Origin of the sequence: Croceibacterium atlanticum (assembly GCF_001008165.2) — a bacterium.
Lineage (GTDB): Bacteria > Pseudomonadota > Alphaproteobacteria > Sphingomonadales > Sphingomonadaceae > Croceibacterium_C > Croceibacterium_C atlanticum.
Genome location: NZ_CP011452.2, coordinates 2,334,838 through 2,349,976, shown reverse-complemented (window position 1 = coordinate 2,349,976; position 15,139 = coordinate 2,334,838). Strand labels below are relative to the sequence as shown.

Genomic DNA, 15,139 nt, shown 5'->3' with positions numbered 1-15,139 from the left:
ATGTTGATGAATTCCGGCGAGAAAGCCGCCACCCTGATTTATGGCCCGAACGGGTTCCGCGTCGTGAAGCCAGGCCATTTCGTGACCTGCGCTGCCACGGGGGAGCCGATCGCTCTTGAAGAGCTGCGTTACTGGAGCGTGGAGCGGCAGGAGCCCTATGCCACGCCGGAGGCAGCCACCCGGCGACTTCTCGACCTGGCGTGAAGCGGCTTCATGTCCATGCGGTTGCCACCCTGCTGGCGGCCTTCGCCACGCCTCTGGCCCTGCCAGCGCTGGCGGCGCAGGATGCGTCTGTGCCTGCCGGTGCTGCCGACTTCACGTTCTCGGGCGAATTGACCCAGGGCGGCTGGATTCTCGGCCGCGCTCCGGAAGGGACTGTCTCCGCGACATTGGGCGATCAGGCGCTGAAGCTGGACGACAAGGGCAATTTCTTTGCCGCATTCGATCGCGATGCAGGCCCATCCGCCAGTTTGACGGCAAAGCTGGCCAATGGCCGGGTTGTCGAACAGCAATTGGCGATTTCTCCGCGCGACTGGCAGATCGAACATGTGAATGTGGCCAAACGGCCGGGCAGCGGGCCCAGCGAGGCCTTCATGCGCCGCCGCCAGCCCGAGCTTGAGCAGATCTGGAACGCAAGGGCGCAGGATAATGGCGCCGATGGATGGCGGCAGCAATTCATCTGGCCGGTCGAAGGGCGGATTTCAGGGCGTTTCGGATCCCAGCGCGTCTATCGCGGGGAACCGGGCAGCTATCATTCGGGAATCGACATTTCGACCGGGACCAGCGGCACGCCATTCGTGGCGCCGGCCGATGGCGTAGTGGTGCTGGCGGCGGAACAGCCATTTTCGCTGGAAGGTCACCTGATCATGATCGATCACGGGGGCGGGTTGAACAGCGCCTTCCTCCATTGTTCGGAAATCGACGTGAAATTGGGGCAGCGGGTCAGGCAAGGCCAATTGCTGGGCCGTATCGGCTCTTCCGGTCGGGCAACAGGGCCGCATCTGCACTGGAGCATCAAATGGCGCGATGCGCGGCTCGATCCACTGCTCCTGACCGGGCTAATGCCCTGATCGGGGCTTGACCGCGCCAGCCTGCCGGGCGAGCGGCGTGACTTCATGCGGCGGCTTTTCCTTATAATCCTGGTCGTGGCCGGGCTCGCATTGGGCGGGCCGTGGTGGCGATCGCCGATTTCGGAAACGGATCTTTCCGAAAAGCTGGTACTGACCCGGCTGGATATTCCAGAGGGCAAGATCGGGCCGGCGCGCTTTATCGGCGCCTGGGAATTGGAAAGCCCGGACACGCGTTTTGGCGGCTATTCGGCACTGATTCGGCTGGATGACGGGTGTTTTCTGGCGGGCAGCGACAGGGGCAGTATCCTGCGCTTTTCTCCGCCCGGCACAGCGGGGTGCCGCGTCCGGTTCGGCCGCTTCGCCCAGTCCAATGAATTCGACAAGCGCTTGTCCGATCTGGAATCGCTGACGCGCGATCCGGAAAGCGGGCGCATCTGGGCCGGCTATGAATTCACCAATGCGATTGTGCGTTATGAACCCGATCTGGAAAGGTTCGAGGATGTCTATCCGGCGGAAATGCGGGACTGGGCGGATAATGGCGGCCCCGAATCGATCCTGCGCCTTTCGGACGGCCGTTTCATCGTGATTTCAGAAGTGGATGCGGGCTGGACTGAAAATTCCACGCCGGGTCTGCTCTATCCCTCCGACCCGGTCGACGGTGCGCAGCCCATGGCTTTCCGCTTTCACCGCCCGGATGAATTCCGCCCGGTGGACATGGCCCAATTGCCTGATGCGCGGGTGCTGGTGCTGATGCGCAAGGTCATCTGGGGCCTGCCCCCGGGCTTTGCCAGCAGGCTGCTGGTAGCCGATCCTGCGGATATCCGCGAAGGGGGCGAATGGCGCGGCGAACAATTGCTGGAAATATCCGGCGCTGTTCCGCCCGAAAATTACGAAGGCCTGTCGGTGGAGCCGCTGCCGGACGGTTCAGTGCGGATCTGGCTGATATCCGACGATAATACGTCACAATTCCAGCGCAGCCTGCTGCTGCAACTGGAATGGAATCCACGCGAAAAGGCGCGCGGCTGACGCCGCACGCCCTTGCATCGCCTTATGGCGAAGTGGCGCCCGGAGGCGCCGCCAAGATCAGGCCGCGACCTGCGCCTTCTTCAGCTCGCGCTTCACCTTCAGGGCGCGCGGGCTCAGCTTGGTGTCGGAAGTCTTCAGCAGCCAGTTGTCCAGGCCGCCATTGTGTTCGACAGAGCGCAGGCCCTGGGTCGACACGCGGAACTTGAAGCTGCGGTCCAGCTTCTCGCTCAGCAGCGTCACGTTCTGCAGGTTAGGCAGGAAGACGCGCTTCGTCTTGTTATTCGCGTGGCTTACATTGTGGCCGATTTGGCGGCCCTTGCCGGTCAGTTCGCAGATACGCGACATGGTGTTCTCTCGGATTGTCGAAATTGTGCCGATGTTCGGAAAGCGGCGCGCATAGCGGGGGGGGCGCCACTCGTCAAGCAATCCGGGCGCCATTGCCGTAATCCCCGGGCTGGTTTAGCGCCCGGACCATGGCAAGCTGGCCCCTTCCCGCACCCATGGCGCGCGCGCTTGAACTGGCACGCGACGGTGCGCGCCAGGGGGAAGTGCCAATCGGGGCCGTGGTGCTCAAGGATGGTGAAATACTGGCCGAAGCCCATAATGCCCCGCGCGAATTGACCGATCCGACCGCCCATGCGGAAATACTCGCCCTGCGCCGCGCAGCGGAAAAGCTGGGGAGCGAGCGGCTGGAAGGCTGCGAATTATGGGTGACGCTGGAACCTTGTGCCATGTGCGCCGGGGCCATCGCCCATGCCCGTATCGCGCGGCTATATTACGCCGCGCCCGATCCCAAGGGCGGCGCGGTGGAACATGGCGCCCGCGTGTTCGAACAGAAACAATGCCTCCATCGGCCGGAAGTCTATTCCGGAATGGGCGAATCGCAGGCAGGCGAATTGTTGCGGCAATTCTTCGCCGCCCGCCGCTGATCCCGCGAATCGGCTAAAGCCCGCGCCAGATCTTCGCCCTGGTCGAATCGCGCGGCCCCCAACGCCTGGAATCGCAGCTTTCGGGCAGGAAGTCCGCCCCATAGCAGAGCCGCAATTCCTCCAGCCAGCCGCGCGAATTCAGCTTCACGCCAACATGTTCGGGCTCCCAATGCGGATTCGCATCGGCGAATGTCTTGCGAATGTCCCCGGCGGTCAGCCCGTCGCGGCGGGACAGGCGATCGAAATCGGGCCAGCGCAGGCTGTTCCAGAGAATCCGCGTGATCTTGAAATAGCTCTGCGGGCGGAAGGACATGCAGCTGCCATGCTTGACCCATTCCTGCGCCAGCAGCCGGGCGGATGGCGTCATGCATAGATTGCGCGCCAGCTCCCGCGCGGGCAGTTCCAGGCGAACCGGGCACCATTGCGGCCAGCCATTCGTTCCATCGGGCCATAATCCATGCACGACAAAGCCGAACCGGCCGCCGCGGCCCGAACATTGCCGCGCATCGCGGGGGCTATCCAGCCTGGTGCGGCAATATTCGGGCGACCAGCTCAGGGCGAGCGTGTAGCCGGTGACGGGCATTTCACGCGTGGGTTCATCCTGTTCCACGCGGGGCACGCTGACCGGCTTGTCCGGAACGCGGCATTGATAGGATTGCGCATGGGCAATGCCGGGCACGCACAATATCGCCCCGGCGCATGCGGCAATCGCACGGCGCATTGTCAGTCGAACGTGTCGGGATTGGCCGGTTCGCCGCCCTGGAACCACGCCCGCGCATCATCCTTGAAGAGGAAGATGACGGCTGCCACTTCCAGCGCATAGACGATCAGGCCGATGATATTGACGATGTTGATCGCCGCCAGCATCCCCGGCACCGAAATCAGGCTGAGGGCGAGCAGGACGACCAGCACCCATTTCGCCAGCCCCACACCCTTCCGCGCGATCAGGAACCACAGCAGCAGATAGACTGCCATGCTGAACAGGAAAGATCCGATCACGATACCGCCGCCAATGCCCAGTTCTGCCAGGGCGGCTTCGTTTTCGATCTGCCTCGTCATGCTCTCATAGCTCATGAAGAAGCTGATGACGCTGAGCGCCAGAGAGCCCAGGAACAGGCGTTCGAACATGATAATCGATTGTGGCCGCATGCGGTCCTTCCCCCTCCTGCCAATCAGGCTTCATTCTGCGTGATGAACAGGGGAAGCGCAATCCTGAGGGCGCTGTCTAAAGCGGGGTGAAATCCAGCCCGATATCGGCAGCGGGGGCGCTCTGGGTCAGGCGGCCGACCGAAACATAATCCACGCCGGTCGCGGCAATATCGCCAATGGTTTCCAGCGTGACGCCGCCAGATGCCTCGGTCGCGGCACGGCCACCGATCAGGGCCACCGCCTCGCGCAGGGTCGGGGGGCTCATATTGTCGAGCAGGATGTGGTTCGCGCCTGCCGTCAGTGCCGGTTCTATCTGGTCGATCCGGTCCACTTCGCAGATGATCTGCGTCACCCCGGCATCGCGCGCACGCCGCACCGCCTCTGCCACACTGCCGGCCACAAGGATGTGATTATCCTTGATCATGGCCGCATCCCACAGGCCCATGCGGTGGTTGCGCGCGCCGCCCATGCGGGTGGCATATTTTTCCAGGTGGCGCAGGCCGGGAATGGTCTTGCGCGTATCCAGCAACACGCAGTCCGTTTCCCCCATCGCATCCACATAGAGACGCGTCATGGTCGCAATGCCGGTCAGGTGCTGCACCGTGTTCAACGCGCTGCGTTCCGCTGTCAGCAGGGCGCGGGCATTGCCGGTCAGGCGCATCAGGTCGCTTCCCGGTTCGACATGTTCGCCTTCGCCGACCAGAAGATCGATTTCCATGTCGGGGTCGAGTGAGCGGAAGAAAGCCTCTGCAATCGGCAGGCCGGCGACTACCGCGGCCACCCGGCTATCCATCACCCCGGAAAAGCGCGCATCGGCAGGGATAACGCTTTCTGCCGTGACGTCATGCCCGCCGCCCGGCAGCCCTTCGCCAAGGTCTTCAGCCAGCGTGGCGCGCACGAAATGGTCCAGATCGAAGCCGGGCAGGGTGAATTTGGTCATCCCCGGCCTCTGGCCCATCTTTCCGCCGTCCTCAAGCGTGATGCCGGCCGCTTCGCCCTTAGTGGACGAAGCGCGCCACCACATCGCGATAGGATCGGCTGACTTTCACTTCCGCCCCGGAAGACAGGACCAGGAAGCATTCGCCATTGGTATGCGGCCTGACCTGGCGCACCTGATCCAGGTTGACGATGGTGGAACGGTGCACGCGCTGGAACACGCGCGGGTCCAGCCGCCGTTCCAGATCCTTCATGGTTTCGCGCAGGATCAGCGAATTGTCGCCGGTATAGATGCACATATAGTCGCCAGCGGCTTCGATATGTTCGATCGTGTCCACATCCACACGGAAAATCTGGCCGCGATCCTTCACATTGATCATGCGTTCGTAGCGGAGCATGCCTTCCTCGTCGGAGGGAAGGTTTTCCATCGCTTCGGGCGCGACTTCGGCCAGCACATCCTTGAGCTTTTCCGCCTCTTCGACAGATCGCTTTTCAGACAGGCGCGTGCGCACGCGTTCCAGCGTGTCGGCCAGCTTGTCCTCGTCCACTGGCTTCATCAGGTAATTGACTGCATTCGCTTCGAAAGCGCGGATTGCATGTTCCTGGTAAGCGGTAACGAACACGAAGAGCGGGGGTTCGATCTCCATAACGCCTTTCACCACCGAAAAACCGTCGAAACCGGGCATCTGGATGTCCAGAAAGACCAGATCGGGCTTTTCCGTCTTGATGGCCCGGATCGCTTCGCGGCCATTGGCGCAAGTTCCGATCACTTCCACGTCCGGAAAGGCCTGCAGCCTCAGCTCCAGGCCCTGGATGGCGAGCTTTTCGTCGTCGACGATGATGGTTCGAATGGTCATGCGTTTGTTCCGATTGCCCGCAATGCGGGATTGGGGGAGGAGGCGGGTGTTGTCGGCGTCGGCGTCCGGGCGACCTCCGGCTCGTCAGACTCCGCTTTTTCAAAGGGTATCTCGATAATCACGGTAAAGCCGCCATCGGCCGGCGTCTGGATTTCGAAGCGGTGTTCTTCGCCATAAGCCTGCTGCAGACGATCACGTATATTGGCCAGTCCAACGCCCGTGGAAACCGAACGATCCCCGAGAAGTTGCGCATCCGGGGTCCGCTGTTCAAGCATCTGCGCCTGCACGCCCGGGCCGGTATCCGAAACGGTCATGCGCAGCCGGCTGCCGATTTTCTGCGCGGACAGGCTGATCCGGGCGCCTTCCTCCTGCGGGGAAACGCCATATTTGATCGCGTTTTCGACCAGTGGTTGCAGCAATAGCGAGGGGATGCAGGCATCTGCCGCCGCCGGATCGATCTTGAACACGGTGCGCAGCCGCTCTTCAAACCGCATCCGTTCGATATCGAGATAGAGCTTCAGCGTTTCCACTTCCTGCGCCACCGTCACCTGGCCGCCCGGCTGGGCAACCAGCGTGTGCCGCAGGAAACTGGACAGGCGGGTCAGCATTGCATTGGCCGGTTCCGTCTGTTTCAGCAGCACCAGCGTGCTGATGGAATTCAGCGTGTTGAACAGGAAATGCGGATTGAGCTGATATCGCAGCATGGCCAGCTGCGCGATCGTGGTCTGTGCCTCCAGCCTTTCCAGCCTGTCGGCCTGTTCTTCCACCTGGAGGAAGAAATTGATCGCGTAATAAAGGGCCGACCAGGCGCCCAGCAGGGTCAGATCCAGATAGAAATAGATCAGGAACCGCTGGGCCAGCGTCGCTTCGCGGTCGGCATAGACGACACCGGCCAGCCAGCCGTCGATCAGTGCATAGACCGTCACGGCGATCGCCAGGACGATGGCGGTCAGGCCCCAGGTCACCAGCGGCTGGCGATTGAACAGGGCGCGATAGACGACGGACAGGATCAGGCTGATCGAAAAACCCGTGAGGGTTGCGATCAGCACCATGATCAGGAAATTGCCGGCCTGCGCATTGGCGATGCCCTGCATCGCGCGCAGCAAGGCGGCGCCGCCCCAGCCGATGAATTGCAGGTTCCAGAAGGCCCGGTTCTTGTCCTTGAAGAACGGGGTCGGCCGGAATGGCAGCATTCCGCCCGGCGGAGTGGGCGGCGGGCCGTCCTGGCGAGGGGGCGGCCTGCGGTGCGCCAATCGCGAAAGAGACAGGAAGCTGCTCAGGACTCGCGCGCCTCCGCTATGGCTTCGCCGATCCGGTCGCGGCCGACCGCGCCATTCATGGCCCTGTCGCCGATCACCCAGCCGGGAGTGCCGGTAATGCCCAGCTGGCTGGCCAGCGCGGCATTTGTCTGCAGGTGCATGTCGAAAGCGCCGGTGGCGATGGCTGCGCGCGCGCGATCGAGATCGAGATTGGCGTCTTTCGCTGCCGCTTCGATGGTTTCATCCGTGGGCGGACCCAGGCGGAACATCGCATCGTGGAAGGCCGCATATTTTCCCTGCTCCGCCGCGGCCAGGGCCATGCGGGCGGCATCCACGCTTTCAGGGCGCAAAATCGGATATTCGCGGATCACCACCTTGAGATCGGGATTGGCGGCTATCAGCTGTTCCACATCGGACAGGCTCTGCCGGCAATAGGTGCACGCATAATCGGAGAATTCGACCAGCGTGACATCGCCGTCCGGATTGCCGAGAATGGCGCCGGGGAAGGGGGTTTCCAGCTCACCGCGCAAGGGGCCGATCCGGGCCTGCTGTTCGCGCTGCTGCAATACCTGCATGGCTTCGGGCAGCACTTCCGGGTGGGCCATCAGATATTCACGCGTCGGATCGGCGCGCAGGCCGCTGAAGTCCCAGAGGGCAGCCCCGGCAAAACCGGCGACCAGGGCGATGATGGATGTGAGAAGCAAGCGCATGAACCGGGCCTAGTGCCGCTCTTCTTCGCGTTCAAGCTGTGCCCGTGCCTGCAAGGCGACGTCCTGTGCCCGGATCCAGTCGGATGACCCTTCGGGCAGGCCGCGCTGTGCCGCTTCCGCGCTGCGCAGCGCCTCTCGCGGTTTGCCGGTCATGACTTGCTGTTCCGCACTGGCGAGCCGGGCGCGCGGCAAGTCGCCATTGGCGGCATAGACCACGCCCAGCTGATACCATGCGAATGGCATTTCCCGGTCGCGCGCCACGGCCGCTTTCAAGACGCGTTCGGCTTCCGCGTAATGTTCGGGATTTTCCGTCGCGATCAGCGCATGGCCGAATGTGGATGCGATCAGCGGGGAATTGCCCGTCAATTGCGTTGCCCGCCGCAGCGATGGCAGGGCTTCCTCGGGCTTGCCCGATTCCAGCAGCACCTGCCCTTCCAGCTCGAGGAAATAGGGGTTGTCCGGATCCTGTGCGATCAGTGCTTCCGTTTCGGCCAGTGCTTCATCCATGCGCGCTTCCTTGTGATAGGCATAGGCGCGGGCATAGCGGGCCGGGGTGCTGGTCATATATTCGGGATAGGAGTTCAGCGTCTGCGCCGGCGTGGCCAGATAGCCATAGAGCTTGGCCTTGATCGCTTCGAACCGGCGCTGCTGGTCCGCATCGGGCTCCTTGTTCCAGGCCGGATCCTGCCTGTATTGTCCTTCCAGGCGCGAAATACGGTCCCCGGTCAGCGGGTGGGTGCGGGCAAAGCCTGCCTCGTCGCTCTGGCTGTAGCCATAGCGGAATTCCTGGTTCTGCAGTTTCTTGAAGAACTCGATGGAACCTTTTCCGGTGATCCCGGCAGTGGAAAGAAAATCGGCACCGGCGGCATCGGCGCTGGCTTCCTGTGTCCGGGTGAACTGCAGGAAGGATCCCATCGCCGCCTGCTGGCCCAGTGCCATGGCGCCCATGCCCGCTTCACCCGCGCCCGCCAGCGTGGCGGCAAGCCCCACCAGCATGGACAGGACGGTGATCTTGGTCGCCTTCCCGGCACCTTCGGAATAGCGGATGATGTGGCCGCCCACGATATGGCCAAGTTCGTGCGCCAGCACGCCCTGCACCTCGTTCGCCGTATCGGCGGCATTTATCAGGCCCGAATGGACATAGATCCGCTGGCCACCCGCCACGAAGGCATTGATGGATGGATCGTTCAGCAGCACGACTTCGACCGCGCCCTTCTGCAGGCCCGCGGCTTCGGCCAGGGGATCGACCATTTCCTGCAGCAGCGCCTCCGTCTCCGCATCGCGCAACACGGATTGGGCGGCGGCAGGCTGTGCCGCGAGTATCAGCATCGCCAGAAAGGCGAACAGGCTGGAAAACGGGCGGTACAGTTTGGCCATGGGCCTTCTGGCTAACCTATTTCCGGCTGAACGGGAACTGAAGTCAGCCAGCCGGCGTGATCTTCAAGATCAGGCGCTTCACAGCCGGCAGATTGCGCCAGCATGGTGGTCATTGGCCCTGGCGGCCGAAAACCGGGGAGGGGCGCCCAACGCCCTGGCCCCGATCATGGCGCAGGGGTGCCCTCTACCGTAAAAATCAGTCGAGCAGGCGTCGGGCCGCTTTTTCGACCAGTGCGACATCTTCGGGCACTTCGCCCAGCATCACGACTTCGCCCGTGCCGGTCCGGCGAATCACGACCAGGCCGAATTCGCTGCCCTCGTTCGGGATGGAGGAAAATTGCGCCGGTTCGATGCTGCGCAGCTTCTTCGTCAGTGCCTTGTTGGGCTTCTTCGCCGGGCTGGCAGGCTTGCCTGCTTCCTCGCGCCGCAGGCGGCGTTCGGTGCTGACCACGCCTTTCAACCCGCCTTCCGCATCACCGATGAAATCGGCCAGCGCACCGCGCGGCAGGTCGATGCGATGGGCATGGCTCAGCGCGGTGGCATATTCCGTAATGCGCGTCTTGTCGTAATCGGCGCCGAAAACCAGCTTCACGACCGGCGTCATGGGCGCGCGCTTCTGCGTTGCGATACCGGCGTCTTCCAGCAATTCGACGAATTCATCCGGCGCCTGTGCGGCGGCGAGCGAGAAATCATAGGCCCGGCCGATCGCTTCGTAGAGCGCGTGGCGGGTCCGTTCGTCATTGGTGTGGGCGATGGCTGCCATGTCGCGCGCCAGTACCAGCCAGTCGGCCAGTGTTTCCGGCTCTATCGTGGCGGCGGAAGGCAGGGAATATTCTTCGTTCAGTTCCAGCGGCTGCCGGTCTGCGGGGCGGGCTGCTTCGCTGGCTGCCGATCCCAGATCCAGACCGAAGGAGGGGCGCGGCAGCCGGTCTTCCTCTGCCGGTGCGGGCTTGGCGGAGGGGAGATCGGGCACAGGTTCCGATCCCGGACCATCGGCCCAATCGGTCAGGGCATTATCCTTCGGCCGACCCGGAGCGCTTTCAGGCCTGGCATCCAGCGCCTGGTCGATTTCCAGCAGGAGTTCGTCCGAATCCTGCTGATCGGCCAGTTCCTTCCAGTTGATCACACCATAGATGAAGTCGATCGTATCGTCGTCGCTGGAATAGGGCAGCAGAATACCGCGATACAGGATCGTGTGGCCTCGCTGGTTGACGAATTCCGCCTCGAATCCGATCGGTGCCTGATTGGCGATGATCTGCATGTAATGATCGGTAATCCGGCTAAGCAGCGACCGGCCGGGCACATCGGAAAGGCTGCGCAGTTCCATCGGGTTGACGCCGCATTCCGCGGCCAGCTTGTCCCCGAGATAGGAAATGCCCGGATCTTCGACGCCCGCGGAAAAGTCCAGCAGCACGCTGTAGGGGCCGAAATCGGGCAGTTCGGAAGGCTCCAGCGCGTCGATCGCGGGGAAGTTGCGATCCTCCAGCAGGCTTGCCCAATGATTATAGGCGCGCACCTGCATCCGGCGTTCATCCTGGCCGATGGCGGCGGGCGGCGGCTCGCTTACGAAATCATCCTCGGCCGAATCATAATCGGCTTCGGTGTCCGTAAGATCGTCGAATCTGCCGCGCAGCGTGTCCATGAGGAGCGCCCCTGTAGTCATATACATAGGGGCATCTTTGCGCCTTGTGGTAAATTAACCGTAAAGTCTTTGCTGGCTTGCCATTTCCGTCCCGCTCCCGCAGCCAGTGCTGACGTCACGCCGGCAGCCGCGGATCTGCCCGGCCATCAGAGCATGTAACGCATGCGGATGGCCTGCCGAACGGGCACATTGCCAACGGTGAAGGCCGCATCGCGAAAGTCGGGCGGGCCCAGCTTGACCTTGGCATCCCTGGAAAAGCCGAACCCTTCCTTCGGGATCATCCCCAGCACGCGGTCCACTTTTCCATTGTCGTTTTCATCATGGAGTACGGAAATCGCGTAATCGCCGGGTTGAACGTCCCGGAAGGTCAGCGTCAGCGCCTGATTCGCCGGCGCTTCCAGCGTGTAGGCTTCATCATCATCATCGCATTGGGGGAAATGATTGGCCTGTGACGTCATGCAGGCAAGCACCACGCCTTTTGCCGATCGCAGGCCCGTGAGATCGATCTGCACTTCCACCGACCGAATCGGCGGGCTGGCAGAGATCAGCAGCGGAGCCACCGCCAGCAGGATCAGCGAGGTTTTGCCAGGCCGCGATCGGTTCCACACAGGCGATCCCAGAAACGAAAATACAGGCCGTAATTGCATCGATACTCATCATGATGGCGCTGGTGGTGACTGGCCGTTATCAGCCAGTTTCCCAACCGCGAATGAACCAGCGCGCGGGGAAACATTTCCCACCCCATGTGATTGGTCACGCCCATCACCGTCATGATGGTCAGCACCAGGCCCAGCATGGCGACATGGATCGGGACGAAAAAGACCAGTGCGGGGATGACGATCGCCCCGGTCAAGGCTTCGATGGGATGGAAACTCATTGCAGCCCAGGCGGTGGGCGGACGGCTGGCATGGTGGACGGCATGTGCCACGCGGAACCAGCGCGGCCGGTGCAGCAGGCGGTGCGTCCAGTAAAACCATGTGTCATGCAGGAAGAGATAGAGAAACAGCGAAAGCGGCATGTACCACAACGGATAGGCGCCCCAATCGGCATAGATCCGGGTCCAGCCATGTTCCTGCCAGCCCCATGCGACAATACCGGCAGGCACACCATAGATCGCGGCCGAAGCCAGCGACCAGCCGATTTCACGCCGGATCTGCGGGCCCAGCCCGGCATAAAGCCCCGGCCTTGTGCGTGACGTCGCGAAGGCAAAGGCGCCGCTGGCCGCAAGATATCGCAGGGCGACGATTGCCGTCATGGCGATTGCCGAAACGATGATAGCGGCCTGCATCGCGGCGCCTTATGCACTTCGCGGCTGCCCCTGCCCAGCCCTTCAGGCGTTGCGGGCCCATTCCATGCAGACAGGATCGATTGCGGAGAGCCGCCGCCTCAAGGCTGCACGGGCCAGCCGTTCCACCTCCACCTTGCGCCGTGCCGCTGCCAGCGGCTGGCTGGGGGCTGGCCGCACGATTTCCGCGTCATATTCATCGGCGACGATCACGCCGCAGCAATCCGGCCGGAAATCCTGCCCGTCCAGACAGGCGCGGTCCAGTTCCGGCGGCAGGCCCCAATAGAAACGATCGCAGAAGTCGAGATAATCGGGCCATTTCCCATCGCCCAGCAAATCCGACCGTGCCGTCTTGATTTCGACAATCACGATCCGGCCCTTTGGATCGATGCCCATCAGATCTGCACGGCGCCCATTGCGAAGCGGCATTTCCGACAGCATCCAGACATCGTTGCGGGCAAAAAGCCGGCAAATGCCACGCGCCACGGCGGCAGAACGCCGGTCCTCTTGGCCGAGGCCCCGTTCCTGGGCGATCACATCCGATTCGGTCATGCGGCAAGGTTGGAACGAAAAAGGAACATCGTCAAGTTGCCGCAGCTTCAGAAAGCCTGCTTTAAAGGCTTGCCTGTGCGCGATTGCGCAATAATGCAATCGAACCCAAATTCAGGAGCCCGATACGATGTCGCGTAAATCCATTGCCCTTGCAGCGCTTGTGCTGGCGGCAGTCACCCTTTCGGCCTGCAACACGGTCAAGGGCCTCGGCCGGGATATCGAATCCGTTGGCGAAGCGGGCGATCGCGCGATCTGATTCGCTACATACCCGTCAACGCGGGCGCTGCCGCCGGTTCGGAGGCAGCAGGGACAGTAGCGTTTCACGCGCAACGCTGAATTCGCGCCACAATGCATTGGCTGCGGGCCGGGGATCGTTGCCCTTCTGCTGAATTGCCAGCAAGGCGGTGATACCCGGTTCCATCGCAGCCGTCAGATCGGCAATGCAGCGTTCGGCGCGTTGGCGGCGCCACCCTTCCGCCCGGCGGTTGAGCGCGGCCATGTCCTGCATTTCCTGCAGCGGGATTTCCGTCTCGATCCCTGCCAGATCGGCGACGATATTGGCCGCTTCCGCCAGGGCGGCCCATTTCATGCCGATCACGTCGGGCGCAGGGTCCGGCCTGTCAGCGGATTTGCCGGCACGGAATGATGGCGAGAGGGCGTTCATGCCGCCTCTCTAGAGCGGCCGTCTTGCGAATCCGTTAGTGGACCCGGACCATGCCTTAATCCTCCGGCAGCGGACCGAACGGATCATCCTCTTCATCCAGCTTCAGGTCAATATTCGCGCCGCCATCTTCCGAGACCAGGCGGTTGTTTTCCGCGCAGACATATTCGCGGATGTCCCAATCGGGCTGACGCTTGAATGCAAGCTGTTGCACCAGCGGTTTGGTCAGCACTTGGGGATCGCTGATGGTGGTTTCGATTCGCAGGACATCAGGCTCTTCCAGCCAGATCTTTTCCTGAATGCGCATCTCTTCCGAATGGGGAATCCCGGCCGCGATATCGACCAGTGGGCTGAACCCGATCGAGTCCACGATCAGCGTATCGCCCTCCCAATGTCCGACGGAATTACCATTGAACAGGAAATCGGGATCTTCGGGCAACTCCCTGCCGTCGGTGTAGATGCGGCGCGCCTGGCTGTATGTTTCGGTGAAGATGGTCACCCGGCCCGGAGAGAACAGGAATTCAATGGGATAGGGTTGGCGCATGATGCCGGGCATACCCGGCGGGATGCAGTGCACCTGGTTGGACTGATCGACGCCATTTTCTTCCTGATATTTGCGGAAGGCGTCCAGTTTCGCCTGCGCCGGCGGAGTCAGTTCAGGTTCCGTCGGGCGGCGGCCATTCGCGCCGAACAGCAATGACCAGTCCGGGTTCCACACGCCGCCAAAATCCGGAAGGCGCTCAAGCTCCGCATATCCATCGGCCCGGGGGATTTCCTTTTCCTGCGCCGCACCTGCGGTTGCCATTGCCAGCGCCCCAGCCCCCGCCAGTGCGCGGGCCCAGATCGTCCATGACTGCATTCTACCCCTCCGGCTTCATTCTTGTCGTTAGCCCCTGTTGTTGCGGGCTTCGAATGAAGGAATCAATCAGCGGGTTGATTAAGTCAAGCTTTTGCTGGCACAATGACTCTGGACGGTCCTCTGGTTGAACGGCCGGGGACATTGGGAGAGCGAAAGACATGATAGTCAGGAAGACCAGACTTGCCCTTGCCGCCGCTGCGCTGGCCGGCCTTGCCGCCGTCGCCACGCCTGGCTCCGCCCATCATTCCACGGCGATGTTTGAATGGGGGACATCCACCGCAATGAAGAATGTGACGGTGGAACGGTGGGAATGGACCAATCCGCACACCTTCATTTATGTCCGCGATGCCGATGGCAAGCGCTGGGCGTTCGAGGGGATGAGTCCCAACCACCTGTCTCGCGCGGGCTGGTCGAAACGCTCGCTCAAGCCAGGGGACAAGATCGACCTCACCTATTACAAACTGCGCGATGGCCGGCGCGGCGGTTTCAATGTCACCGTGACCAAGACGGATGGCACGCAGCTGACGCAATTGCCCGGCCAGGAATGATCCGAGTTTGAGTTCTGCAAGGCGCGCCATGCATTAATGCTTGGCGCGCCCGTCCGGCATTGCTAACCGGCCCTACCACGCACCCGTAGCTCAGCTGGATAGAGCGCTGCCCTCCGAAGGCAGAGGTCACAGGTTCGAATCCTGTCGGGTGCGCCAGTTTCTGGCAAAAAAGAATTCTGGCTGATTCAAGCCAGTTGCAGGTTCGCAGCGATCTCGAGGAGGTTGCTGGGCGCAGATGCATGAGCGCGTAACTTGACTTTTCCTTGCCCGATGGTCGAT

General features: G+C 62.3%; 20 protein-coding genes and 1 tRNA gene. 7 read left to right on the top strand and 14 right to left on the bottom strand.

All coding sequences use genetic code 11. The features are described from left to right. Genes WYH_RS11035 through WYH_RS11025 form a run of 3 tightly spaced genes read left to right on the top strand, consistent with a single transcriptional unit; the run spans position 1 to position 2,096 of the window. Positions 1 to 204, top strand: coding sequence for a DUF2093 domain-containing protein (locus WYH_RS11035; RefSeq protein ID WP_046903874.1), 204 nt, complete (start codon positions 1 to 3; stop codon positions 202 to 204). Next, positions 201 to 1,070 (top strand): M23 family metallopeptidase, encoded by an 870-nt coding sequence (locus WYH_RS11030; RefSeq protein ID WP_082347956.1) that lies wholly within the window; start codon positions 201 to 203, stop codon positions 1,068 to 1,070. Before WYH_RS11035 ends, WYH_RS11030 begins: the two co-directional genes overlap by 4 nt. Positions 1,071 to 1,115: 45 nt before the next feature. Next, on the top strand, positions 1,116 to 2,096 hold the full coding sequence (locus tag WYH_RS11025) for an esterase-like activity of phytase family protein (RefSeq protein ID WP_053833551.1): 981 nt from the start codon (positions 1,116 to 1,118) through the stop codon (positions 2,094 to 2,096). A gap of 57 nt (positions 2,097 to 2,153) precedes the next feature. Here WYH_RS11025 and rpmB read toward each other — a convergent pair whose 3' ends face one another. Then, on the bottom strand, positions 2,154 to 2,441 hold the full coding sequence (gene rpmB, locus WYH_RS11020; RefSeq protein WP_046905086.1) for a 50S ribosomal protein L28: 288 nt from the start codon (positions 2,439 to 2,441) through the stop codon (positions 2,154 to 2,156). A 128-nt stretch (positions 2,442 to 2,569) separates the two neighbouring features. Here rpmB and WYH_RS11015 point away from each other — a divergent pair, with 128 nt between their 5' ends. After that, the gene (locus WYH_RS11015; RefSeq protein ID WP_046903873.1) at positions 2,570 to 3,025 is read left to right on the top strand and encodes a nucleoside deaminase; all 456 of its coding nucleotides are present in this window, start codon (positions 2,570 to 2,572) and stop codon (positions 3,023 to 3,025) included. Positions 3,026 to 3,038: 13 nt separating this feature from the next. Here the strand turns inward: WYH_RS11015 and WYH_RS11010 are convergent, their stop codons facing one another. From WYH_RS11010 to WYH_RS10955, 11 genes are all read right to left on the bottom strand, one after another. Next, complete coding sequence (locus tag WYH_RS11010; protein ID WP_046903872.1) at positions 3,039 to 3,746, bottom strand: ribonuclease T2 family protein; 708 nt, start codon at positions 3,744 to 3,746, stop codon at positions 3,039 to 3,041. Positions 3,747 to 3,748: 2 nt separating this feature from the next. Then, positions 3,749 to 4,174, bottom strand: a complete 426-nt coding sequence (locus WYH_RS11005) for a hypothetical protein (protein ID WP_053833550.1) — start codon at positions 4,172 to 4,174, stop codon at positions 3,749 to 3,751. A gap of 76 nt (positions 4,175 to 4,250) precedes the next feature. After that, a complete protein-coding gene (gene nadC, locus WYH_RS11000; protein WP_046905085.1) occupies positions 4,251 to 5,114 on the bottom strand; it encodes a carboxylating nicotinate-nucleotide diphosphorylase in 864 nt (287 codons plus the stop codon). A gap of 58 nt (positions 5,115 to 5,172) precedes the next feature. Then, positions 5,173 to 5,967 (bottom strand): LytR/AlgR family response regulator transcription factor, encoded by a 795-nt coding sequence (locus tag WYH_RS10995; protein WP_046903870.1) that lies wholly within the window; start codon positions 5,965 to 5,967, stop codon positions 5,173 to 5,175. Further along, positions 5,964 to 7,160, bottom strand: a complete 1,197-nt coding sequence (locus tag WYH_RS10990; protein ID WP_082347955.1) for a sensor histidine kinase — start codon at positions 7,158 to 7,160, stop codon at positions 5,964 to 5,966. The genes WYH_RS10995 and WYH_RS10990 overlap by 4 nt, the downstream gene beginning before the upstream one ends. A gap of 83 nt (positions 7,161 to 7,243) precedes the next feature. Continuing rightward, a complete protein-coding gene (locus WYH_RS10985; protein WP_046903869.1) occupies positions 7,244 to 7,936 on the bottom strand; it encodes a DsbA family protein in 693 nt (230 codons plus the stop codon). Between the two features lie 9 nt (positions 7,937 to 7,945). Beyond that, complete coding sequence (locus WYH_RS10980) at positions 7,946 to 9,313, bottom strand: M48 family metalloprotease (RefSeq protein ID WP_046903868.1); 1,368 nt, start codon at positions 9,311 to 9,313, stop codon at positions 7,946 to 7,948. Positions 9,314 to 9,509: 196 nt separating this feature from the next. Next, on the bottom strand, positions 9,510 to 10,955 hold the full coding sequence (locus WYH_RS10970; RefSeq protein ID WP_046903867.1) for a PAS domain-containing protein: 1,446 nt from the start codon (positions 10,953 to 10,955) through the stop codon (positions 9,510 to 9,512). A 146-nt stretch (positions 10,956 to 11,101) separates the two neighbouring features. Next, on the bottom strand, positions 11,102 to 11,563 hold the full coding sequence (locus WYH_RS10965) for a DUF2141 domain-containing protein (RefSeq protein ID WP_244877911.1): 462 nt from the start codon (positions 11,561 to 11,563) through the stop codon (positions 11,102 to 11,104). Beyond that, on the bottom strand, positions 11,527 to 12,243 hold the full coding sequence (locus WYH_RS10960) for a sterol desaturase family protein (protein ID WP_046903866.1): 717 nt from the start codon (positions 12,241 to 12,243) through the stop codon (positions 11,527 to 11,529). The genes WYH_RS10965 and WYH_RS10960 overlap by 37 nt, the downstream gene beginning before the upstream one ends. 42 nt (positions 12,244 to 12,285) lie before the next feature. Continuing rightward, positions 12,286 to 12,792: an MmcB family DNA repair protein gene (locus WYH_RS10955; protein ID WP_046903865.1), complete on the bottom strand. Its 507-nt coding sequence runs from the start codon at positions 12,790 to 12,792 to the stop codon at positions 12,286 to 12,288. Positions 12,793 to 12,919: 127 nt separating this feature from the next. Here WYH_RS10955 and WYH_RS16570 point away from each other — a divergent pair, with 127 nt between their 5' ends. Next, positions 12,920 to 13,048 carry an entericidin A/B family lipoprotein gene (locus WYH_RS16570; protein WP_082347953.1) on the top strand — a complete coding sequence of 43 codons (129 nt, stop codon included), beginning with the start codon at positions 12,920 to 12,922 and terminating at the stop codon, positions 13,046 to 13,048. A gap of 15 nt (positions 13,049 to 13,063) precedes the next feature. On the opposite strand, the gene WYH_RS10950 is transcribed toward WYH_RS16570, so the two are convergent. Together WYH_RS10950 and WYH_RS10945 are read right to left on the bottom strand one after the other, a co-directional pair. After that, the gene (locus WYH_RS10950) at positions 13,064 to 13,456 is read right to left on the bottom strand and encodes a hypothetical protein (RefSeq protein ID WP_053833548.1); all 393 of its coding nucleotides are present in this window, start codon (positions 13,454 to 13,456) and stop codon (positions 13,064 to 13,066) included. 55 nt (positions 13,457 to 13,511) lie between these two features. Beyond that, entirely contained in the window at positions 13,512 to 14,312 is an 801-nt protein-coding gene (locus WYH_RS10945; protein WP_053833547.1) for a hypothetical protein, read from the bottom strand. Positions 14,313 to 14,470: 158 nt separating this feature from the next. Between WYH_RS10945 and WYH_RS10940 the strand changes: the two genes are divergently transcribed. After that, a complete protein-coding gene (locus WYH_RS10940) occupies positions 14,471 to 14,860 on the top strand; it encodes a DUF6152 family protein (RefSeq protein ID WP_046903864.1) in 390 nt (129 codons plus the stop codon). Between the two features lie 79 nt (positions 14,861 to 14,939). Beyond that, a tRNA-Arg gene (locus WYH_RS10935) sits at positions 14,940 to 15,016 on the top strand. Positions 15,017 to 15,139 lie beyond the last annotated feature (123 nt).